The sequence below is a fragment of the Mycoplasma sp. 2045 genome, from assembly GCF_024582715.1.
In the GTDB taxonomy this organism is placed as follows: domain Bacteria; phylum Bacillota_I; class Bacilli_A; order Mycoplasmatales; family Metamycoplasmataceae; genus Mycoplasmopsis.
The window spans coordinates 674031-698560 of the sequence record NZ_CP102083.1 but is presented as its reverse complement, the minus strand read 5'-3'; the positions used below and the strand labels follow the sequence as shown (position 1 = coordinate 698560).

At 28.5% G+C, this 24530-nt stretch carries 17 protein-coding genes and 1 pseudogene; 7 read left to right on the top strand and 11 right to left on the bottom strand.

Annotated elements, in window-relative coordinates; genetic code table 4:
- Positions 1 to 69: 69 nt before the first annotated feature.
- From NPA13_RS02815 to NPA13_RS02790, 6 genes are all read right to left on the bottom strand, one after another.
- A complete protein-coding gene (locus NPA13_RS02815; RefSeq protein ID WP_257089022.1) occupies positions 70 to 2076 on the bottom strand; it encodes a lipoprotein 17-related variable surface protein in 2007 nt (668 codons plus the stop codon).
- Positions 2077 to 2277: 201 nt separating this feature from the next.
- Positions 2278 to 5208, bottom strand: coding sequence for an AAA family ATPase (locus tag NPA13_RS02810; protein WP_257089020.1), 2931 nt, complete (start codon positions 5206 to 5208; stop codon positions 2278 to 2280).
- Positions 5208 to 5900, bottom strand: coding sequence for a ribonuclease III (rnc, locus tag NPA13_RS02805; RefSeq protein WP_257089008.1), 693 nt, complete (start codon positions 5898 to 5900; stop codon positions 5208 to 5210). The genes NPA13_RS02810 and rnc overlap by 1 nt, the downstream gene beginning before the upstream one ends.
- A complete protein-coding gene (gene plsX / locus NPA13_RS02800; protein WP_257089006.1) occupies positions 5890 to 6909 on the bottom strand; it encodes a phosphate acyltransferase PlsX in 1020 nt (339 codons plus the stop codon). Before plsX ends, rnc begins: the two co-directional genes overlap by 11 nt.
- The gene (locus NPA13_RS02795; RefSeq protein ID WP_257089004.1) at positions 6909 to 8573 is read right to left on the bottom strand and encodes a DAK2 domain-containing protein; all 1665 of its coding nucleotides are present in this window, start codon (positions 8571 to 8573) and stop codon (positions 6909 to 6911) included. Before NPA13_RS02795 ends, plsX begins: the two co-directional genes overlap by 1 nt.
- Positions 8566 to 8892 (bottom strand): hypothetical protein, encoded by a 327-nt coding sequence (locus NPA13_RS02790; RefSeq protein WP_257089002.1) that lies wholly within the window; start codon positions 8890 to 8892, stop codon positions 8566 to 8568. Before NPA13_RS02790 ends, NPA13_RS02795 begins: the two co-directional genes overlap by 8 nt.
- Before the next feature lie 95 nt (positions 8893 to 8987).
- Between NPA13_RS02790 and recO the strand changes: the two genes are divergently transcribed.
- The 5 genes from recO (at position 8988) to NPA13_RS02765 (ending at position 14132) form a co-directional block, all read left to right on the top strand.
- Positions 8988 to 9659, top strand: coding sequence for a DNA repair protein RecO (gene recO, locus NPA13_RS02785; RefSeq protein WP_257089000.1), 672 nt, complete (start codon positions 8988 to 8990; stop codon positions 9657 to 9659).
- 28 nt (positions 9660 to 9687) lie between these two features.
- Positions 9688 to 10830, top strand: a complete 1143-nt coding sequence (locus NPA13_RS02780) for a DnaJ C-terminal domain-containing protein (protein ID WP_257088998.1) — start codon at positions 9688 to 9690, stop codon at positions 10828 to 10830.
- A gap of 86 nt (positions 10831 to 10916) precedes the next feature.
- Positions 10917 to 11300, top strand: coding sequence for a YigZ family protein (locus NPA13_RS02775; RefSeq protein ID WP_257088996.1), 384 nt, complete (start codon positions 10917 to 10919; stop codon positions 11298 to 11300).
- A gap of 4 nt (positions 11301 to 11304) precedes the next feature.
- On the top strand, positions 11305 to 12672 hold the full coding sequence (locus tag NPA13_RS02770; protein WP_257088994.1) for a M17 family metallopeptidase: 1368 nt from the start codon (positions 11305 to 11307) through the stop codon (positions 12670 to 12672).
- Positions 12673 to 12752: 80 nt separating this feature from the next.
- On the top strand, positions 12753 to 14132 hold the full coding sequence (locus NPA13_RS02765; protein WP_257088992.1) for a M17 family metallopeptidase: 1380 nt from the start codon (positions 12753 to 12755) through the stop codon (positions 14130 to 14132).
- A gap of 771 nt (positions 14133 to 14903) precedes the next feature.
- Here NPA13_RS02765 and NPA13_RS02760 read toward each other — a convergent pair.
- Together NPA13_RS02760 and NPA13_RS02755 are read right to left on the bottom strand one after the other, a co-directional pair.
- Positions 14904 to 15464, bottom strand: a complete 561-nt coding sequence (locus tag NPA13_RS02760) for a hypothetical protein (RefSeq protein WP_257088990.1) — start codon at positions 15462 to 15464, stop codon at positions 14904 to 14906.
- 654 nt (positions 15465 to 16118) lie between these two features.
- A pseudogene (locus NPA13_RS02755) lies at positions 16119 to 17501 on the bottom strand (putative cysteine peptidase).
- A gap of 236 nt (positions 17502 to 17737) precedes the next feature.
- Between NPA13_RS02755 and NPA13_RS02750 the strand changes: the two are divergent.
- Entirely contained in the window at positions 17738 to 19027 is a 1290-nt protein-coding gene (locus NPA13_RS02750) for an MFS transporter (protein ID WP_257088986.1), read from the top strand.
- A gap of 353 nt (positions 19028 to 19380) precedes the next feature.
- Here the strand turns inward: NPA13_RS02750 and NPA13_RS02745 are convergent, their stop codons facing one another.
- The 3 genes from NPA13_RS02745 to NPA13_RS02735 form a co-directional block, all read right to left on the bottom strand.
- The gene (locus NPA13_RS02745) at positions 19381 to 21618 is read right to left on the bottom strand and encodes a DUF262 domain-containing protein (protein WP_257088984.1); all 2238 of its coding nucleotides are present in this window, start codon (positions 21616 to 21618) and stop codon (positions 19381 to 19383) included.
- Between the two features lie 169 nt (positions 21619 to 21787).
- Entirely contained in the window at positions 21788 to 22858 is a 1071-nt protein-coding gene (locus NPA13_RS02740) for a phosphatidate cytidylyltransferase (RefSeq protein WP_257088982.1), read from the bottom strand.
- 11 nt (positions 22859 to 22869) lie between these two features.
- Positions 22870 to 23640, bottom strand: a complete 771-nt coding sequence (locus NPA13_RS02735) for a hypothetical protein (protein WP_257088980.1) — start codon at positions 23638 to 23640, stop codon at positions 22870 to 22872.
- 65 nt (positions 23641 to 23705) lie between these two features.
- On the opposite strand from NPA13_RS02735, the gene NPA13_RS02730 reads away from it, so the two are divergent.
- Positions 23706 to 24452 carry a phosphotransferase gene (locus tag NPA13_RS02730; protein ID WP_257088978.1) on the top strand — a complete coding sequence of 249 codons (747 nt, stop codon included), beginning with the start codon at positions 23706 to 23708 and terminating at the stop codon, positions 24450 to 24452.
- Positions 24453 to 24530 lie beyond the last annotated feature (78 nt).

Here is a 24530-nt window from a genome sequence, read left to right as displayed (position 1 = left end):
GCTATTCTTTTTTATATAAAAAAACACCTTAGTAATTACTAAAGTGCCTATGTGCAAGTGAAATAAGTATTATTTACCTTCTTTGATTTTAGTTCATTTATCTACAAAATCAGGTATTGATTTGAATTCTGATAATTCAAAGAATGTTTTAGATGGAATGAAGTATTTGTAAACTTGATCAAGTTCTTTAATGTTTGTGTCATAGAAACCATTTTTTGGTTTAACTTGATCTCTTCTAATAATGTGGAATGTAGTAGGAATTGCAAAATCTTCAGGATCGACAAATGCTTTAGCTTGCTCTAATGATAAGTTGTAAGCTGATCTAACAAATGCAAGTGTTGATAATAGAACGGTTGATGAAGCTTGAATTCCGAAGATATGTGTTTTAGAATCGTTGTTAAATGTCTCGTTGAAGAATACTGACTTACCATAATCAGCTTTAGAGTGATCAACTGCGATAATGTTTTCTCAAGAAACTGAAGAGTCAAGAATAATTGCTTTATTGTTATCTCCAAATAATGTTCTAATGTACTCGATTGATTCATCTTTTGAATAAACTGGGTGCATTTTATACATATAGTTGTATTCAGATTCAGGATATTTAATTTTTATAGCATTAATGAAACTTATAATTTCTTCTCTATTTTCAGTAAGTTCTTTAATTCTTCATTTTCCATATAATGGATCAGTTTCAACTTTTGTTTCGTATTTTCTAAATAATGATGAACCCATAAATACTAAGTTCTTCTTAGATGAATCATAATGTTCTTTTCCATGAATTACAAAGTCAAGAGCATTACGAACCTCTAATCTATTTAGTTTTTCATATTCAGTAATTGCTTTTTCCATTTCTAATTTATTATTTTTGAAAATTTGTGAATAATCAGTTGGGTAATCTTTAATTGATAATGATAAATTAGCCTTGTCTAAAGCTCTAAGTTGCTTGTTGAAATATTCAATGTATGAACCATCAAAGTTGTAAAGTTTAACTTTGTCAGTTAATTGGAAGTAGTATCTATAGTCAATTGTTTGTTTTTGAGTTCTTTGCATTTCTTCAAATGAAGCTGCGATTTCATCTTTTGAAAGATTGTTTGAAGTTCTGTTAGCTCAACTTTGATATGAAGCCTCAACAAATTTATAAGGTTGTGCATTTCCATCTGATAAAAGTACTATTTTATTAGCGTGTTCTAGAACGTAATTTCTAACTTCTGCTGGTAATGATGGGAATGAAATGTCCGGAATGTAGAAGTCGAATTTATTTACACCTGCATCTTTATATGGTTTTAGGTAAGTTAATAATTCTTTTAATGTTCTCGGAAATACGTCGTATTTTTTGTTAGCATTATCGTTTAATGATGGATTCATATCTTTTAATTGTGATGCAACCATTAATTTACCATTACCAATGTTGTATTGACCTGGTGTTTGTAAAACGTCTCCATATTTTTGCAATAAATAGTCAAAATTAAATCTTTGGGTTCCTGTGTTTGACTTATCATAAACTGAATTGTCTATTAAAAATAGTACATCATTAAGTGAATCTTGATTTCTATTTTTGTAGTTTAATTCACCTAACATTAACATAAATGCAGAGTTGAAATATTGAGCTGCATTTCTAGACATAAACACAGTTGGAACTGAGTTTTCAGCTGAATCAACAATCTCGTTGAAGAATTGTTGATATCTTGGATTAAGTGGCTGAGATTTAATATTTTTAAGAAAGCCTTTAATTAAAATTTCTTTTGAATATGTAACTTTACTATCTTCTTTTGATTCAAGTAAAACAGTGATTTTTAATGTTCCTTTATCATCATCAGTTTCTGAAACTGAAATAGTTTTGTAAATTACAAGCTCATCTGTTGATGGATTAATAGTTACATATTGACTAAGATTTTCTGTGTTTATAACAGATGGTTTTACATAACTATTAACAACATTATATGTAACATTAGTCTTTGCTAATGGATTCTTTGTATTGCTTGGTGCTGCTGCGCAACCTGCGCTGGTTGCAACAAGAGCAGTTAAAGGTGCGCTTGATAATATAAATAAATTTTTTAATAATCTTTTTTGTTTCATAATTAAATAATACAACTTTTAAAGTAATATGTCAAGTTTCACGTTTCACCGAAACCATAGTCAGCAAGTCATAAAAGCAAAAAAAAAAAAAAAAATAGGGTCAAAAAAGTGCAAAATTTCGTTATTTTGCTTATTTTTTACACATTTAGATAAACAAAAAAACTACCACAATTTCTTGTGATAGTCAACTATCAAATTGAATTAGTTAGCTTCTTCAGTAATGTATTTTTCGACATCTTTTAAGTGAATACTGAAGAAACTTGTAATTCCACGTGTTTGCATTGTTGCAGCAAATAATGAGTCAACTCTTTGCATTGTTCCTGTTCTGTGTGTGATAACAATGAACTGAGTTTGTTTCTTAAGTTCTTGTAAGTATTCTGCATATCTAACAACGTTAGCTTCATCAAGCGCAGCTTCAACCTCATCAAGAATACATAATGGAAGAGGTCTAGCTCTTAAGATGGCGAATAATAATGAGATAGCAATAAGCGCTTTTTCTCCCCCTGAGAATAATTTAAGGTTTTTAACACTTTTTCCAGGAGGTTGAGCAAAGATGCTGATTCCTGATTCTAAAATATTATTAGGTTCAACGAATCTAACTTCAGCAGCTCCTCCACCGAACATAGATTTGAATACGTTGTTGAATTCTTGGTTAACATCGTGAACAACATTAGTAAGTCTTGTAACAATGATTTTGTCAAGTTCAGCAATAGCTTGGTATAAAGTGTCTCTTGTTTGAACTAATTCATCTCTGTTAGCTACTAATGTGTCATATCTGTTTTCAACTTCTTCAAGTTGTTCGATAGATTCTAAGTTAACATTTCCAAGTTCAGCAATTTGTTGTCTTAATTCTTCAACAAATTCTTTTGCTTTTTCATAAGAAATTTCTAAAACAAAGTTTTGATCAGCGTATTCAACTGTCATATGGTAAACGTTAGCTAATCTGTTTGTATATTCAGTGAAAATCTTGAATGATTCAGATTTGTTAATCATTTTGCTGCTGTAACCTTTGTTTAAGGCATTTTGAGAATCTTGAGCATCTGATAATTTAGTGTTGTAAAGTGATAATGCTTCATCTCAAGATTGATATAAGTTTTTAGCAACAGCAAGTTCATTTTTAACAACGATAAGTTTTGCTTGTAATTTGTTTCTTTCAATAACTGTTTCAGAGTTTTCAAAATCATCAAGTGATAATGAAGAAGCATCAACTTTTCCTTTTAAGTTTGTAACTTCTTCACGTTTTTGTTTGATTGAGTTTTCTAAGTTGTGAATTTCTAATTCAGTACTTCTGCTCTTTTGGATTAATTGATTACGTCTAAATGATAATTGTTCGATTTGTTGATCATTTTTCTTAATCATTGGTTCAATACCAGCGATTTTGTTTTCAAGGTTAGCAATTTTTTCATCGATACCTAAGACGTTATCACTTTCTTGAGCAGTTCCTCCAACGATAACCCCTCCAACACGGATGATGTCACCATCAAGAGTTACAATCATATATTTTTTCTCAAGAAGGTTTGAAATTGCATTAGCTGATTTAATATCATCAACTACTACAACGTTCCCTAATAAGAATTTAACTAAAACTGAATATTGTGGATCTGCATCAACTAAATCTGAAGCAAGAGCAACAAATCCAGGGTGTCCTGTAACTGCTAATAAATAGTCATCACGAACAAATTTTTCTTGGATAGATGTAAGAGGAATAAATGTTGCTCTACCACCATTGTTTTGTTTAAGGAATTCAACTGCTTTAACAGCTGTGTTTGGAATATCAACAACAATGTGTTGAGCAGCGTGAGTTAAAACAGTTTCAATAGCTGTGATGTATTCTGGTTTAACTTTAATTAAATCTCTAACAAGTCCTTTAACACCTTTGAAAGACATTTTGTTTTCCATAATTGTTTTAGGACCTTTGAAAAGGTTTAATTTAGATTCTTTAGTTCTGTATAAAGATTGTAAAGTCGTTTTTGCAGAAATTAAGTTGTCTCTGTGGTTTTGGTTAGCAATTCTTAAATTGTTTACTAAGTTTGTATCTTCTTCAATTTGTTTTCTAGTTTCTTCAAATTGAGCCTTAAGTTCACCATAAGTATGTGTGTTGTAAAGTAATTCAGCTTCAAGTCTTTTAATTGCACTTGCATATGATTTGATAGCTTCATCATTATCAACTGTTACTTGTCCACTTGTGATTAAGTTAATTTTTGCAAATTGTTGATCAATTGTTGAGTTTAATGAGTTTAATCTTGAAGCCATACCATTGTATGTTCCTTCAAGTTCATCAACTTGTTGTCTTGCTTTTTCTTTTTCAACTTTTGCGTTTTTAATTTCGATTTGTAAACTAGCAATTTCTTCTTTGTATTTTTGCATTGTTTCGTCTACACCACGAAGTTCTTCGTCTAATTCTTCGTAAATTCTTTTATTTTCTTTTATTCCTTTAGCTAAGAATGGAATTTCAACTTTTTTAAGAGCTTCTGCTTTATCTCTGTAGATTAAAGCTTTTTCAGCTTGTTTTCTTAATGGTCCAAGTTGTTTTTCAAGCTCTGAAATTCTAGGTTCAAGTTGATTCATTGAATCTTCAGCACTTTTAAGCATTCTTTCTGATTCAGTTTTCTTGAATTTGAATTTAGAAACTCCAGCAGCTTCTTCGAAAATTCCACGTCTATCTTCGTCAGATGCTTCAGCGATGTCTGAAACAGTTCCTTGAGAAATAATAGCTAATGAGCTTTTCCCAATACCTGTTTCCATTGCGATACTTTTAATATCTTTGTATCTGCAAGGTTGACCATTCATATAGTAGTTGTTTACACCTTTACCACGTTGTAATTCACGTGTGATTGTTACAACTTCATCAGGAATTGAGTTATTTGAGTTTTTGTTATCAAAAGTTAATGTAACTCTTGCAAAGTCCATTGGTTTAGCTGTTTTAGAACCAGCAAAGATAACGTCTTGCATTGAGTCTCCACGAAGTTCTTTAGAACTTTGTTCCCCTAAAACTCATTTAATAGCATCGTTGATGTTACTTTTACCAGAACCGTTTGGCCCGATAATACCAGCAACACCTCCATCAAAACGTAAGATTACAGGTTCAGCAAATGATTTAAAACCATGTGCTTCGATTTTTACTAATTTCATTATTGCACCTCAATTTTATCTTTAAGCTTTTGTAGTGCATCAATAGCAGCATTAGTTTCAGCCTCTTTTTTGCTTAAACCAACACCTTCACCATAAATAACACCATCGTGTTTAGCTTTTGCTAAAAAACGTTTATCACTGAGTTGATCAGTTTGATATGTGATACTTTCCTTTGTCATACTTTGAAAGTATTCTTGTAGTTGTCCTTTAGGATCTTTATTTTCGTCATTGTGTACCGAGTCAATGATAGGAGATATATGTTTGATTATGAATTGTGAAGCTTTTTCAAATCCTTGATCTAAAAATATAGCTGCTATCATTGCTTCGAATACGTCTGCTTGAACTTTTGGTGAATTAATCACTGATTCACGCATTTTTCCAGGTCCAGTTCTTAAGATTTTTAAAAGACCTAATTCGTTAGATATTTTAGCAAGCGCCTCCGTTCTAACTGCAGTTGATCTTAATCTGGTTGCGTGACCTTGTGATAATTCAGGATACTTTCTGAATATGTAGTTTGAACTAACAAATTGTAGAAGTGAGTCTCCTAAAAATTCAAGTCTTTCATAGTTGTCATCTTTATCTCTATTAAAAGATGAATGTGTAATTGCTAATAGATAATAGTCTGTTCTAATTGGTTGAATATTATTTATTTCAAAAAAGCTTTTAAGTGAATTAACCATATTATTCTTCACTTTCTAAATTATCAACTTTAATTGAATCTGATAATGTTTGTAATTTTTCTAATAAGTTATTTTCAAGAGCTTCTTGAATTGATAATAATGCATTGTAGAAAGCTTTTGCATCAGATGAACCGTGAGCTTTAATTGCTAGTCCATTAACACCAAGTACTCAAGCAGAACCAACTGAACGGTAGTCAAGTGATTTACCAACATTTTTAAATGCACCTTTTAAAAGTAAATAACCAATTTTGTATTTTAATTTAGTTAATATTTGACCTTTAAGTGCTTTTGAAAACGCACCAATTGCTCCTTCATAACTTTTGAGCATTGTGTTACCTGCATAACCATCTACAACAGCTACATCAATGTTTCCATTAAATAATTCTCTTGATTCAACAAATCCAACATAGTTAATATCATTTAATGTTTTCAAATATTCGTGAGCTTGTTTAGTTGATGCAAGACCCTTGTAATCTTCAGTTCCAATGTTAATAAGTGAAACTCTAGGTTCTGCTACTTTAAACATTGTTTTATAGAACAATGAAGCAAGCATAGCTCATTCAACTAAATATTGTGCTTTTGTTTCTAAGTTAGCACCTACATCTAAAAATAGCAATTTGCTACCTAAAATAGATGTAGCAACTGGCATAAATGCTGGCCTAGAAATGTTTTGTAATCTTTTTAATTTAAGTGTTAATGTCGAGATATAAACTCCACTATCTCCACTTGATAAAACTGCATTAGCTTCATTGTTTATAACTTTACTAATTGCAAGATTCATTGATGTATCTTCGTTCATTGATTTTCTAATGTTCTTAGGTTCACTAGGAACATTTTTGTTTTCAATAAGTAAGATATTTTCAGGAAGTTTCGTTTTATCAATATTTGAAATATCACCAATTAGTTGAATTTGTGTATCAGGGAATTGAAGAGCAAATTTGCTAGCAGATTCAACTGCTGCACTTGGACCATTATCATTTCCATTTATGTCAAAAGCAATTTTGAATTTATAGTCTTTCATTATTCGACTCCAATGATGAATTGATATGTAGGTTGATTACCTTCAATAATTTCAACTTCAATATCATAGTTTGATTCAATGAAGTTAAGGATTTCTTCAGCTTCATCAAGTGAGCTTTCATCACCGTAGTAAATTGTGACTAATTCTTTGTCTTCTGTAATTGCTTTTTTAACTATTTTTTTAGCAGCATCTAAAAGTTTTGATGAACTTGCAGTGATTTTTCCATTGATGATAGATAAATAATCACCATCTTTAATTTGAACACCATTTAATTTTGTGTTTCTAATTGCTTTTGTAATTTCACCAGTAGTTACATTAGCAATTGCCTCATTCATCATTTCAACGTTCTCTTCAACTGAAGATTCGTGGTTGAAATTAAGCATAGCTGTTATTCCTTGGATTTGTGTTTTTGTAGGAATAATAATAACGTTTTTGTCTTGGATAACTTGCGCTACTTGTTGTGCAACAAGTATGATGTTTGAATTGTTTGTAAGAATAAATACTGAATCTGAATTTACATTATTAACTGCATTTATCAAGTCTTGAGCAGATGGGTTTTGTGTTTGTCCACTTTCAACAACAAAGTCACAACCTAAATCTTTCATTCTTGCAACTATACCTGAACCTAAGTTGCATGAGATAATTCCACAAGGTGTTCTACTTTCTTCACTATGTTGTAATTGTGACTCTTTAAGTTTTTCGGCATTAGCTTTTGAATAGTTAGCTTGAAGCGTCATATTTTCTGATTTGATTTTGATAAATTCACCATATTGTTGAGTAAAGTTTAACATATCACCAGGTTTAACTGTGTGTCCGTGAACTTTAAGGATATTGTCGTCAGAAACAACAACAAGTGAGTTAGCTAATTTTTCAAGTTTTGCAACAAAGTTTGCTTTCTTGAATTTAGCTGGTTCAGTTAAATCGATAAGAACTTCTGTACAGTAACCAAATTCTCCTTCATAAACTTCGCTATCACCAATAAAGTTTATGACTTCATCTGAATTATCTTTAAGTTCAACTGGTCTATCGTGAAGAGCTTCATTCATTCCTCAGAAAATTGTGTAAAGACCTTCACCACCACTATCGGTAACTCCAACTTCTCTTAAGTTCTTAAGTTTGTTAGGTGTTTCATCACAACTTTTACGTGCAAATGCAACGACTTCTTCAAAGAATACTGAATAGTGAATGTCTTTACCCTCGAATTCTTTTTTAAGATTTTCAGTTGTTTCTCTAATAACTGTAAGAATTGTTCCCTCAACAGGTTTAAAAACTGATTTGTAAGCAATTTCGGTTGCTTTCTCAAAAGCTTGGATTAAATCTTGAGTATTTAATTCAACTTTACCATCTGTACCTAAAGCAAATCCTTTGAAAATTTGTGAAAGGATAACACCAGAGTTTCCTCTAGCTTCATAAATCATATTTGTTGAAACTTTTTTAGTAATAGCATATACTGGTTCATTTTGAGCTTTTTCTAAATCAGGTATAGCAGCCGCTATTGTTGAAGACATATTTGTTCCAGTATCTCCATCAGGAACAGGAAACACATTTAACGCATCAATTTTGTTTTTTGCATTAACTAATGCTTTAGCTCCTGATAAAAATGCTTTAGCTAACTCGGAACCATTCAGGATATTTCTTTTATCTACTTTCTTACTTTTACTCATTGGTTACTCCCTTGACAATGATAATTAGTTTATTGAATTTAAATTTCTTAGCTTTTAATTTCATTTCCATAATTTTGTAAATTTGTGAAATGATGAATTTAATTGGTGTTCCATCAAAAACAGTAATTGCTGCTTTAATTTCAACACGTGAATTTTCAGTTAAAAAAACCTCAATGTTTTCAAAATATTCTTCAGGATTTAATCTGACAATTGTGTCAGGTTCACAATTGATATCCAAAGTTGGTTCGTGTAAGAATCTTACGCCTGGAACTTTAGAAATTGAATCAATGAACATTTGTTTAATTTGCAATGTATCCATCCAAAACCTCCGTGTTTTGATAAAGTATATATATTTTACCCTAATTTATTTTTATAAATATATAATATTTATACACTCTAATAAGCGGTGAAATTATGGCTGAAACAATCAAAAACGCAATAGTTTTAAACTTACACGAAATATCAGACAATGAACATATTGTCAGTTTTTTCACTGCTTTTGGGAGATTAGATTTAGTTGCTAGAGGCCTAAATAATGCGCATTCAAAAAATAGAAGTAACTTAATAGTTGGTTCAATTGTTGAAATTGAATATTTTGCTTCAAGAACACAAAATAAGTATGGAAGATTAAAAAAATCAAGCACAATAAAATTACTTGATGTTACTAATTTAAATAATATTAAGCTATTTAATAGTTTGAACTTTTTATTCCAGAATATAAAAACTAAAAATCATCTATTTGCTGAATACAATAGACATTTTGATAGTTTTAATAATACACCTTGAACTAAAGTTTCAACATACTTTTATGCACACTCATTACTATACTTTGGTATTGATTTATCATTTAATTCTTGCAAAAGATGTGGAAGAATTAAGGACTTTATTTCTTTTGATTTTAATTTAGGTTTTATTTGTCAAAATCATGATATTACCCAAAGACTTGATGTTTCAGTTTTACAAGCTATATGGTATTCATTTCACGACTTTTACGCCTATGTCAATGATGTAAACAGTGAAATTAACAAGTTTATTTTTATTGAATATAAGAATCAAATAATTAATCATTTAAATATTAGCAAATAACTGAGTTTTATGCTAAAATAATAAAACTATGAGTAAAAGAGATTATTATGAAATTTTAGGTGTTTCAAAAACAGCTACTGAACAAGAAATTAAAACAGCTTACAGAAGTTTAGCTAAAAAATATCATCCAGATAAATTGAAAGATGGGACTTCTGATGAAAAAATGAAAGAATTAAATGAAGCTTATTCAATTCTTTCAGACCCTGAGAAAAGAAAAGTTTATGACCAATACGGACACGACGCCGCTAATGGAAGAGCAGGAGCAAACCCAGGAGGTGGAAACTACTATGGTGGTGGATTTGGTGGTGCACAAGGCTTTTCTGAAGATTTTCAAGATATTTTCGAGAACATTTTCGGTGGATTCGGAGGAAGAAGACAAAGAAGTTCTCAAGGTTCATATCAACAAAGAGGGGATGATTATAGAACTAATATAAATATTTCATTTATGGATGCTCTTAAAGGAAAAACAATTAAAGAGAAATTAGATAAATGAGAAATGTGTATGTTCTGTACAGGGACTGGAGCAGAAAATCCAAATGATCTGCAAACATGTAGTTCATGTAATGGAGTAGGACACAAAAGAAGAGTTGTTAATAGTTTCTTTGGTCAACAAGTTCAACAGGTTGTTTGTGAAACATGTCATGGAAAAGGTAAGGTTGTTGTTTCGAAATGTAAAAAGTGTCGTGGTGAAGGTTACTCAGCTATACAAAAAACTGTTTCTATTAAAATAGAGGAAGGGACAGTTTCAGGAACAAGATTAAAAGTTGCTGGATATGGTGGTTTAGGTAAAAACGGTGGAACACCGGGAGACTTATTCATTACAGTTAATGTGCTACCTCATAAATATTATGAAAGAGATGGAATGGATATTGAAATGGACTTTCCAGTTTCATTCATTGATATTATGTTAGAAAACACAGTTGACGTCCCAACTCCTTGAGGAAATGTAAAAATTAAAATGAAGAAAACCTACACAAACTCAAAAGTGATTAAGGTTCCTAAAAAAGGAGTTCACTTCAGAGGTATGGAAGGTGATTTAAGATTACATTTAGAAGTTATTATTCCTGATTTAGATAGAAAAAATAAAAAAGAAGTTTTAGCTGCATTACAAAATGTAACTGATTCATCAAATCAAGATTTTGTTCAAGCAGTTGAAAAAGCTAACAAATAATTTTTTACCTAACTCTAGTAGTTAGGTTTTAATTTAGCAATTAATTTTAATTAGTTTATTAAATTAAATTATAATTAATTTAATTTATGTATAAGAACGAGTTAATTATTAAAAAATCAGAATTTATTGGTTATTTATATCCGGTTTCTTCAAAAGAAGAAGTTAACCAAATTCTAAAGGGTCTTAAAGAACAATATAAAGATGCAAGACATATTTGTTATGCTTATTTATTAAATTCAAATGGTGCTGAAACAGGTGGATTTTCAGATGATAAAGAACCTAGTGGAACAGCTGGTAAGCCTATGTTTGAATTAATTAGACTAACAAAAGCGCAAAATGTTTTAGTTGCAGTTGTTAGATATTTTGGTGGAACAAAATTAGGAGCTGGACCACTTAAAAAAGCTTACAGGCAATCAGCTTCAACAGTAATTAACTTATATTTAAAAGACAATCAAGGTAAGGAGAAATAAAAAAATGATTAAAGTAATTAAAGAACTTAAAAAAGATGTTTTAGTTTTAAAAGCAGCTTATGAAAATAAAGATTTTCCTTTTTATGTGGCTACTAAAAATGCAAAAATTACAGATAACTTAAGTGAAAATGTTTCATACATTTACATTGATAAAAAACATCAATCATTCGATGAATTAGCAGCTTTATTTGAGAATTTAGCAACTTCAGTTAATAGGGATTATCAAATTGATGTTGAATCATTTGTTTTAAATAATGATGTTTTAAAAACATTCAGAATTATTTACTCAAAATTATTATTTGGACAAGTGAAATTATTCAAAAAATCAATTGAAGAAGATAAAGAAAAATTCAAAAACATCTATGTGTATGTGAGAAATGAAAATGTTTCAGCAAAATTAGTTAAGAAAATTGAAGTAGTTGCAAAAGCAATTAATGATGTTAGAAATCTTCAAATTAAACCAGAAAACTTCTTAAACTCAGAAATGTTAGCTAGTGAAATTACAAATGATTTTTCAGGAATTGAAGGTCTTGAATTAACAGTTTTAACTAAAAAAGAAATTGAACAATTAAATATGGGTCTTTTATTATCTGTTAATAAAGGAAGCGTTCATGAACCAAGAGTTGTGATTGTATCTTATAAAGGAAACAAAAAATCAAAAGAACACATTTCTATTGTCGGAAAAGGTATCACATTTGACACTGGTGGAGTTAATACAAAAGGATATCATATGGAAGGTATGAAATATGATATGTCTGGTTCAGTAATTTCAGCTTATGCAGTTAAAGCTTTAGCTCAATTAAAAGCCAATGTTAATGTTTCTGCTGTTATGTGTATTACAGATAACAGAATTAACAATGATGCTTCATTACCGGAAAATGTTTACCAATCTATGTCAGGTAAATGAGTTGAAGTAGTTGACACAGATGCTGAAGGAAGATTAGTTTTAGCTGATGGGATTTTCTATGCAGCTGATAAATTAAAACCAACAACAATTATTGATGTCGCAACATTAACAGGTTCAATGTTAACAGCATTAGGAAATACTTTCACAGGAATCTGATCAACAAATGATTCAAAATGAGATGACTTTTTAGCAGCTTCTAAAGAAGCAAACGAAAAAGTTTGAAGAATGCCTTTACACGAAGATTATAACAAAGGTAACAAGGGTTCAAAAGTTGCTGACTTAGCTAACTGAAGTTCAAAAGTTAGACCTGATTCATCACAAGCAGCAATGTTCTTAAAAGAATTCACTAAAGATATTGATTTTATTCACTGTGATGTTGCTGGTACTGCAGATGTTCAAGGTGAACCACAAGGTGCATTAGTTGCAACATTAGTTGAATATGCGTTATTAAATGAAAATAAGTAATATAATTTACTTACTTATTTAGAAACTTTAATATTTATAAAATATTAAATAACTCACTTATATTTGTATGAAAGGAAATTATGATTAAAACAGTTGATAAAGTTAGAAATAACTCAATGCTTTTAAAAGCAGTTTATAAAAATGATGAAAACTTACCATCAACATTAATTCAAAAAAATAATGTTGTAACAGAATACTTTGATAAAAATGAAGCTCTTGTATTTATGGGAAAAAAAGATAAATTATCTTTTGATTCAGTAGCTAAATTTGCAAAAGGATTCTTTACAAATCAAGGTAGAGATGTTCAAGTTGATTTAGATTCATTTGTAACAGAAAAAGTTACATTAGCACAAGTTGTTAAAGCTTTTGTTGAAGCTTACAACTATGTAAATGCTGATTTATATTCAGCTAAAACAACTAAAAAACATGAGAAATTTGCAATTTCTTTATTATCAGTTAAAGGAGAAAATGAATATGCAGATGCATTAAAACAAGCAGTTGTATTATCAGAAGCTGTTAACTTCGCAAGAAACTTACAAGTGACACCACCAAACATTTGTAACTCAGAATGATTAGCAGAAGTTGTTAGAAAAGATTTAGAACAATACTCAAACTTAAAAGTTACAGTTCTTAATAAAAAACAAATTGAAGAGCAAAAAATGGGACTTTTACTTTCAGTTAACCGTGGAAGTATGTTTGAACCAAGAGTTGTTGTTATTGAATACAACGGTAACCCTGAATCAAACGAAAAAACAGTTTATGTAGGTAAAGGAATTACATTTGACTCAGGTGGATACAACATTAAAACAGGTAGAAACATGTTAGGTATGAAATTTGACATGTCAGGTTCTGTGTTTGTTGCTTCAGCTCTTAAGGCTATTGCTCAATTAAAACCAAAAACAAATGTTGCTGCAATTATGTGTATTACAGACAACAGAGTTAATGGAGATGCTTCGTTACCTGATTCAGTTTGAACATCAATGAATGGTAAAACAGTTGAAATTAACAACACAGATGCTGAAGGAAGATTAGTTATGGCAGATGGATTAACATACGCTGTAAGAAACTTAAAAGCTACAAGATTAGTTGATGTCGCTACATTAACAGGTGCTATTTTAGTAGCATTAGGACAAACATACACAGGTGCATGAGCTACTACAGATACTGCTTGAGAAGAATTATTAAAAGCTGCTAAAGAACAAAATGAATTAGTATGAAGAATGCCTCTTGATGAAGCTTTCGCTAAAGAAATTAGAAACTCAGTAGTTGCTGACCTTAAGAACACTGACTTAAGCGGTATTGGTGGAGGTTCATCATCAGCCGCTATGTTCTTAAAAGAATTTACAGAAGATGTTGAATACATTCACTTAGATGTTGCAGGAACAGCTGATATTGCTTCAAGACCTACAGGTGTAATGGTAAAAACATTAACACAATTAGCTCTTGATTCATCTAAATAATAAAACCTCCAAAAAAGTTATATAAAAATACAAATATCACTTGCTAACTAGGATATTTGTATTTTTTGTACTAATTTTTAAGATTGAAAAATATATTATTTTACTTAATTCAATAAGTAAAAGATTTATCAACTCTCTTATTTTGTTTACTTGCTAAATATAACTTTTTACCATCTTGAAAGACTAAAATGCAAATGAAGAATAAAATTACTAGTGATAATATTGTGGAAGTAGTTCAAGAAATAATAGGTGTCGAAATACGGCGAAGTAAAAGATATCCAAGAGAATTTGATATAAATTGAAAAACTATACCTGTTATAAAAATAGGAACAACAATTATATATGTGCATATAAATGTAATAAGTTTCATTTTATATGCAAATGAATATTGAATCTTAATATTTTCACATAAGAAAGGAAAGAAACTTGTAAATCAACTATTCTTGTTTGCTCTTCTTAAGTAAATAACATTATGTATTATTATAAATATACAGATAAAATATGTGATTAAATAGTCTTCGAGAAACATTAGATAAGCTTTATATCCAATGGATTTAGGGATATAAGGAGGTACATCTATCGCGAGACCTGGCACATCTGATCATTTTATTCGATATATGTTTACAGCATAAATAGGTAAAGCAACCACAAGAGAAAATAATAAAATTAAATATACACTTAAAGTTGAAAATTTTAATCAGTTTTTTCTTAACATGATTTTATTAAACCTTCTTTCTTTAGAGTTCGATTATTAATTAACATAACTCATACTTATTTAGTAGTTGCTTCTTTGTTTGTTAAATATAATTTTTTTCCATCTTGAAAGACTAAAATGCAAATGAAGAAGAAAATTATTATTGATAATATTATGTAAGCAACTGAAGCAATGAGAGGCATAGAAATATATGCGTTAAGACCAAAGGAATTGAATATAAATTGAAAAACTATACCTGTTATAAAAATAGGAACAACAATTATATATGTGCATATAAATGGAATAAATTTCATTTTATATGCAAATGAATATTGAATCTTTATATTTTCACACAAGAAAGGGAAGAAACTTGTAAATCAATTATTTTTGTTAACTTTTCTTAAGTAAATAACATTATGTACTATTATAAATATACAGATAAAATATGTGAAGAGATAGTCGCCTGCGAAAAACAGATATGCTCCATCAGAATAAGTTTTATGTATTCCTTCTGGTAAATGTGGCAAACTAGTTTTATATAAATCTATAGCATAAATAGGTAATGCAACCACAATAGAAAATAAGAAAATTAAATATGCACTTAAAGTTGAAAATTTTAATCAGTTTTTTCTTAACATGATTTTATTAAACCTTCTTTCTTTAGGATTAAATTATTAATTGATTATACGTGTTTGTTAAACAGCTTTATTTAGTAGAAACCTTTTTACTTGTTAAATATAATTTTTTACCATCATGAAAAATTAAGATGCAAATGAAGAATAAAATTACTAGTGATAATATTGTGGAAGTAGTTCAAGAAATAATAGGTGTGGAAATACGACGAAGTAAAAAATATCCAAGAGAATTTGATATAAATTGAAAAACTATACCTGTTATAAAAATAGGAACAACAATTATATATGTGCATATAAATGTAATAAGTTTCATTTTATATGCAAATAAATATTGAATCTTAATATTTTCACATAAGAAAGGAAAGAAACTTGTAAATCAACTATTCTTGTTTGCTCTTCTTAAGTAAATAACATTATGTATTATTATAAATATACAGATAAAATATGTGATTAAATAGTCTTGGAGAAACATCAGATAAGCTCCATCTCCAATGGATTCAGGGATATAAGGAGGTACATCTATCGCGAGACCTGGTACATCTGATCATTCTATTGAATATATGTCTACAGCATAAATAGGTAAAGCAACCACAAGAGAAAATAAGAAAATTAAATATGCACTTAAAGTCGAAAATTTTAATCAGTTTTTTCTTAACATTATTTTAAAGGTTCTTTCTTTAAAATTAAATTATTAATTTCTTCACCAGTATATAATTTATCTTTATATTTAAACAGTCTTGGTTGTTTCCCTGCATTTTTTGGTTTCAAACTTCCTATAGTGAAATAATAAGAACCTCAAGCACCATTATAATATGAATATAAAATTGTATTTCTTTTTTCTTATCCTCAACACATAGAACCTAAAAACATATCTGAATTATCATCATAACCATACATTAAATATGCATGGTCCGGTCAACCGTTGGAATAAGTACAAGGTGCTATCCCTAAAATGACAGGTATACCTTTTTTAACATTTTCTCAAGCTCTATAGTATCCACCATACTTTCCGTAATTGTCTCATGAGCTTCTTTCATTTTTATTAAATCTATCAAAAGCAAGTCGGTAGTAATTAGGTGTTTTTAAATTTATTTGTCCATCAGCAAGTTGATATAAATGGTAGGTTAAAGATTTTTTATAGTCTTTATATTGAACATTATCTTCGTGATGATAAGAGTATTTATATTTAAACACTGGAGAAGTGTGCTCTCAATGTCTGATATTATTTTGAGGAGCTTCTTTGATAAATTTATTATACTGGTCCTGTGTAAAAACAGTTCCATCAACAAATAAATGATTGTAGAGTAGTAATTGGCTCAATGCAACATATTCACATAAACCTCTTCTACCACGAGGAGCTCCTTCAGGTTTTAAATCTATGTATCCAGCAGATTCGTAATTGTTTCTTGTTGCAAATCATCATGCATATGGCACTGTGGAACTTACCTTAAAATGACCATCATAATTATAGTTAGTTCTATTCAAATTATAATCTACTCAAGGTTCGGTTTTTGTTTTGTATTTTGAGTATCTAATTTCTTTTTCCCGTTTCAATAATTGATTCTGTTTAAATTCTTCTATTTCACATAGTTCATCTTCCTTATAGGTGCTTAATAAATCACTTTTTAAGATTTTACTTTCGTTATATAGACTTTTATATGTGTTTTCATCTTCTAATTTGAGCAATCCGAATCGACGATCATATATTATTTCTGAATTTAATCATTCATCTTTTATTGTTTCATAATGAATTTGGTTTGATGTATAAATATTTGCATTTACAACTGAAAACATTTCATCTGTAGCAATAAGTAAAAAGCTATTGTTTTGAATGTCTTTTATTTCCTTAACAATTTTAAATTTTTGAGTTTTACCGCTTAATCTAGATAAACGTGCAATTTCAGAATCTACTAAAAATTGCTTCATTTCATTTTCGTCTTTTTGTTTTGGAACAACATTATTATTTACAGATACCGAAACAGTTGGTAGTGCTATAACTCCTGTAGTGAAGATGCTTAAAATTAATTTTGTATTTTTCATAATATATTCCCCTTACTTTTATTATATTCTTTTTAAGTAAAATAAAACAAATTATTGAAAAATATTTAACTTATTTTTGATGCTTACTATAGAAATGCAACTAAAATGGTTTTAGTTTTTATTTAGTTGTTTTGAGCTTAAATTTCTTTGAATATCAGTTATAAGATTCCTTTTTTCATCTCTAATGCATAAATGAATGTATAATTAAATACCATACATTAATGAGGAGGGGTATTATGTCGCTATTTAGAAGCTTAAATGCTAACTTATGAAAATATATAAGTAGTATTTCATTATCATCAATCGGGTCAGAAGCATTTAAATTAGCTTCTAGTTTATATATTTACAAAATAACTGGTGATTTCTGATTAGTTACATTGTTGTACTTATTAGTACAATTACCATCGTTAATCATTTATGCAATCTCATCACAACTTGTTAAATTACTACCTGATAGAGTCGCTCTTCTTATTTGTGATATTGCTAGTTCAATATTGTTGATAATACCTTTAGGAACTTACTTTGCATTTATCAATAATCTATCTACACATACGTTTTCAATTATTTTAATTGTGACAAGTACACTTTTAGGAACTGTCCATTCCTATAGATTTATACACCTTAAGAATATTCTTTACTTTTTAGCAAAAGATAAAAATGATTTAAATAAATTCAACATCGGTAACTCATTTGCTATATCAATTGGATTAGTTTTATCTCCAATATTGTCACTTTTACTTTATAAGTATTTACCTTTTTATTCTTTAGTTATTTTTAACATGTTAACTTACATATTATCTGGTTTACTTTATTGAAGTTTAAAAACTAAATCAGAAATGACTGTTTTTGTGGATAAAGCAAAAGCAAATGATGGATCACATAAGATTTTAAGTTCTAAATTTAAGCTATTTTCATGAATATTCATATTATCTTCATCCTTAGTAATTGGAATATTCTTATTTCCTAAACAATCTGGAATTATTCAATTTTTCAAATGAGTTGGTGATTATAAATATGAGGATTGAAGTTTCTATTTCACAATTGTTTTAGCTCTATTAAGTCTAGCTGGTGTAATTGTCGTTTTCTTATTAAATAAATACAAAGTAAAAATTGATCTTAGATGAATAATTTTTGGAATGTTTGCATTGAGCATCATTTGAATGTCATTATCATTCATTTCAAATAAACAGTTTATTTTAATTAGTTACTTTTCAATTAATGCACTACAACAATTGGTGTTTAGTATGTTCTTACCAGGATTTTATAGCAAGTCATATCAATTATTCGAAAAAGATAAGTTCCATTTACAAAATGGGTTATCAATAGTGTTTAGGATTATTATGTCTTCATTATTAATAATTGCACTTACAGCGATTAATAATTTAGTTGGATACTCATGAACTTACATTGCATATTCAGTAATAGTTATAGTTTGTGGAGTGATTGCTATAGTTTCATATACCAGAATTAATAAGTTGTACAAGATCCCTACTATTAAGAAAATTGATAATTTATGAGTTTTATAATTTAGGAAGATTAATTTTTCATATGAAATTCAAAGTTAAATGATGTAATTAAACTTTAAGCATTTTAAACATTGAAAAGAGATTATCGCATTTAATAAAATAGGATAAGAAAAGTAGATAGAAAATAAAAAATGTCTACTTTTTGTTTGCAATAAAAGAAAGAATTATACGAGTAACTGGGTAATTAAAACGCTATCCAAGATTACATTTGATGATATAAGGGTGAAAAGTTTTCGAACTATGTTAAATTGAAAAACACCTCAACAATGTTGAGATGCTTTAAGCTTTTCCTATAAATTACCTATAAAAATTGTCTTATTTACATGTGAATGCAATGTTTTTCTTATTTTAGATTAGTTGATTTTAGAACTACCAAATTTTGTTGCTTTAAAATCTGCATTATTCTTAATTTTTTCACCATTTTCATCTAATCAAATTTCTTTACCATTATGGTTATCTCAGGTTATAACATTAGCTGTCGCACTTAAACTTGTCGCTTTTCCACCTGTTCTCGGGGTTACTGAATAGTCCTCAATAAAAATATATCCTTCATCAGTCTCTTGCAGAACATTTTGAGCTAATAAAATATCCAAAGTTCCCTTAATTGATTTCTCGTAATATTTTTCTTTTTTAGGATTTTTAATAATTCTTGAACCTGCAAAGATTTTTACAGAACCATCTTTTTCATAAAGTTCTGCTTGAGCAATTTTCTCACCTTTAGAGTTTGCGATATGAATTTTGAAAATTTTATATTTTGTGTCATCAGCTTCGAAATATTTAAAAGTTTTCTTAAGTATTTCATTAGCTATCTTTTTAGAACGTTCTTCAATAGTCTCTGTATTTCAATATTCATATTTTAGAATATCGGCATTCATAGCTCAATGGATGAATTTATTAATTTTAGCTTTCTTCTCTTCGAAAGGTAAATTACTTAGATATGAGTTTTCCTCTTTCTTGAATAAAGCTAAATTACCTATTCTATGCTTATGTGTTTGGTGATTATCTTTTGTAATGCCGTTTTCGCCAATTCATTTTGCACCATCTTGAGGCATTAAATGTTCTATGCTTCACTCTTTTGGTTCAACGTCTTTATATGTGAATGTGTCATTGAATTGGATATGTATGTATATATTTTTTAGTAAACGTGCACGTTGATACATATTTGCTTCTAACATATAATCTTCAAGTTCCTTGTCAGTAGGCATACGTGTAGTTTTCCCGTTATTATCATTAACAAGTGAACTTCTGAAGGTATTTATAACGCTACTTTCGTCCTTTCAATTCTTAGATTCTAATATTACTAGTAGATTAATAAATACTTTATTAATACTCTGAATACCAAGATTTAATATTGCACGACGTACAAAATAAATATTTATACCTTTCAGTATTTCAAGGAATAAATCTTCTTTAATAATTTTCTCGTGAAGAAGTTTACTCATTTTGACAATTAAAGGTAATGCAGCGTCTGTATTTAAGTTTTTACTTAAAACCATTTCTCTTATTAGTTTTTTATTCTTAAATATTGTTTTAGACGATATTTCTTTATTATCAATTAACTTTATGTATTTATATTGTTCTGAGTATTCAAGAACATCACTAAGAATTTCACTTAGTTTGAGCGTACCATATTCATTTTGATAATTCTTCTCGCAGTAATGTTTGAAATTATCATAAATCTTTGTAAAGTTAACAATTTCCATTTTTTTGATTTGTAAATAAATGAAAAAGAAATGTTCCATTATTTTAGAATCATTATTTAAGTTTTTCTCAATTTTTACTCAATACTTATCGTATAAATCTTTTTGCTCTCTATCAGTTTTCGCAGACATTAATATGTAATTTCTAATAAGATCAGCTTGAGTTAATTTAACTCCGGTTGAGTTGATGCTTTGGAATATTTTTTGTGGGTTGTCATTATCTTCGATTTTGACTGAGATAATAATTAATTTGCTTAGTGAGTTTAAAAATTTATCAACTGTTTCAAGTTGAATTTTTCCTTCATTTTTTAATAGATGTTCCAATTCTTCTTTAATGTATTTATATGAAGAATAGACATTTGATGTATTCAATAAATTGATATCTTCTTTTGAATTAATTTCACCTTCAAGAATTTTCTTAAATGCGTCATTATCATCAACTAATGGATATAATCTGCATTGTTTCTCTTTTTTCTTATCTTCAAAGTATAGAAAATTATTGTTAAGTGTTTCAATAACTTCGGTAAATTTTTCAGAATAGGAAACACTACTTAAAATATCTCTTAAAGCGAGAATTATTAGAAATGTTGTAACTAATCTCTGTTGTCCATCGACAACGTACATTTTAAATGCTCGGTTGTTATCACTAAGAGGATTAAAATCAGTATTCTTGTCTAAATAATAGAAAAAGAAACCAATGAAATGTTGATAATCAGGATCGTTACTATTAAAGATGTCGATAATATCCTTAATATATGCTTCTACTGCTGGTTTCTTAGTTCAGGTATATTTTCTTTGAAAAATTGGAATTACATATTGAGTGTGAGGAGTGGAAGATTTTTGCTTAATTATTTCCATCATATTAACAACTGACACTGAATTATTTGTCATATTTTCTCCTAAAATATAAGCATAAAAGTGATTCAAGATAATTAAAATACTGCTTATAAATAATATTATAATAAATTATTCGAAAGCGTAATGAACTTAAATAGAAAAAAAGATGAGTCGAGAAACTCATCTAGTTTTTACATCCATGCTGTAACTGTAGTTGCATTTGTTATATTATCGCAAACATTGATAGTGTGATAAATAAAATAAATACAAAAGAGATTGAATCTAATCTATCTAAAATACCACCGTGCTCTCTTAGTAAGTTTGAGAAATCTTTAATTTCATTTCTTCTTTTTATGAGTGAAAATGCTAAGTCTCCACAGATTGCAAACATAGGTGCAAGGAAGATAAATAACATTAAATACACAAACATCATATTTAAGCTATTACCATCTACATTTCATGGTGTCATCATTATGTGCATTAATGTTTGATTTTTGTCTGATGCTATTCCATAAGCTATTCCCATATATGCTAATGTAACTGAGATTGCAACAATAATTCCGACAATAGCACCTTCAATTGTCTTTTTAGGACTAATAGCTGGAGCAAGTTTTTGTTTGAAAAACTTGTGCCCTAAAAATCTTCCACCAAAGTATCCTCCAATGTCACAAGACATTGCGATGAATACAATTAATAAAATAACTTCAATAGCGTAAGTTTGTGCAAGTAGCACCATAAATGATTTTAAGAAGTATGTTAAGAATGAAAAGATGAAAAAGAATGATAAAGCTTTAATTGCTAAATATTTGAGATTAATATTTTTAACAGTTAAAAATCTAATTAATACAAAAATTAATGTAATTGTTAAAGGTCATATTGCGTCAAAGAAACTAAATGCACCATAAGTAGCATCTGTAAAGACTGAACCAATTTGTAATATATTTTTATTAACTAAAATACTTTCTGAGGGTGTTATCCGAGTTGTTAAGAACTTAAGGAAGTTTGGATAAGCAAAGAGCAACCCAACTGCTAAAGCAGGTAAAACTCATTTAAATATTTTATGGTTTTGCAGATATGCTTTTGATAGTTCATAATAAATTCAAAAAGCAAATCCTACAAAAATCAAAATAGACAATGTTCTTAAAAATCAAAATACTCCATCTTTAAAGTTTTTATATAAATTAAAATCAAAAGAGTATTTTGATACTGTTAAAAATATAACTAGAACAAGTCCGATAATTAGAGCAGGAATAACTCTATTTATTCAAAAAGATTTTTGTTCTTCTTTTTTCATTATTTCCTTTCTTAATCTTCAAGTTCTTGAAGAAATTGAAGATACATATGCAAGTAGCCTTCAGCTACAATGAATTTTTCAATATTAAATAAACTTTTATCAAAATATCTAGATCAACCACCAGAAATTATTGAGTTTTCTGGTTTATCAAATGAAGATACATAACCTGATAATAAAGAGCTTAAACCATTTAACGTAGCTGTTTTTGTGGTTGTTCCTTCTTTAGTTTTAGGTACTCTTAATTCACTTTCAATTATTGAAGGAGCTACAAATGGGATATCGAAAAAATCCACCATTCTAGCTATTGAAACACTTTTAAGAATTAAGTTTTCCATTTTTAAATTAACTCAATATGTTCCTAATAAGTTAATTGAATCTTTTTTATATTTAATTCAGTTTATAAGTAATGCTGATAAGATATCAAAACCAATAGAACTTTTGTGTTTTATATTCTTATCAATTAAGTGAGACATCCCTTTAATAATTATTTTTTTCTCATCGTTTAAGTAAACTAAATCATTAGACATAAAATTCAACTTACTTGCCATGGTGAAGATAATGGTTTTGCATAAATCCTCATCTGTATTAGTTGCAGCCACAAGGATTCTCGTGTCTTCAAGATCTTTAAGTATCTTAGTAAGCTCTTCGGTAAAAGCAAAGTAGTCAATAATTTTTGCCTTACCTTGTTTAATTTCTTTTGTCCTTAAGTCGACTTTGAAATTAACTATTTTGATGAATGTGTTACCCAAATCCATAACAATATATTTTGATAATTTTTTCATAGTTGTTAATTTCCTTTTATAATTCTTAATTATATACTTTTAAAAAATAAAATGTGGAGGTACATATGAAAAAACCGATAAATATTGGACATACAAATAAGACATATATGACTGAAAATTCAATCTATCAAGAAAAGGTTTTAAATAAATTCAATCATAAGTTAGATTACGCATTACTTGAGAAATTTGATTTTGTACCTCGTTTAATTAATGAAACAGAAAATTCTGTTGAATGAGAGTATATTCAGACAAAACCATTAGTGTTTACAGAAGATGTTTTGACTCAAATTGCGAATAATTTTAAGACATTACACGATTCAAAGCTACAGTTTCCTAAAACAAATGTAGCTTCAAGAGTAAAAGAGTATAGAAGAATTCTGAATGAAAGAGGAATAAAAATTGATGTTCTTAATGATTACTATAAGAGAATTAATTTAATATTAAAAAACTCTGAATCAAATAGACCATTGCACAATGATTTATACTTAAACAATATTCTCCTAGACTTAAACGACAAAGTTTACTTTATCGACTGAGAGTATGCTTCAATGGGTGACAAGCATTTTGATTTAGCTTACTTTATTTGTGGTTCATACTTAAATAAAGAGCAAGAAGAGTTTTTCTTAAATGTTTATGATACATATTGAGAAGAATATTTAATTCAACAAAAAATATTAGTTTATTACTTAACAATTCTTTGAGTGAATGCTCAAGAAACAAAACCATTCGATGATGCAGGTTTAATTGTGAAATTAAAAGAGACTGTTAAAGAATATGAATATAAGAAATCAACTAATACCTTTAGGAGATAGGACTAGAAGTTTCGGTGAATAGAATATATTTATATAATACGAATCGCAAGTATCATTAAATTACTAATTTTTTAAACT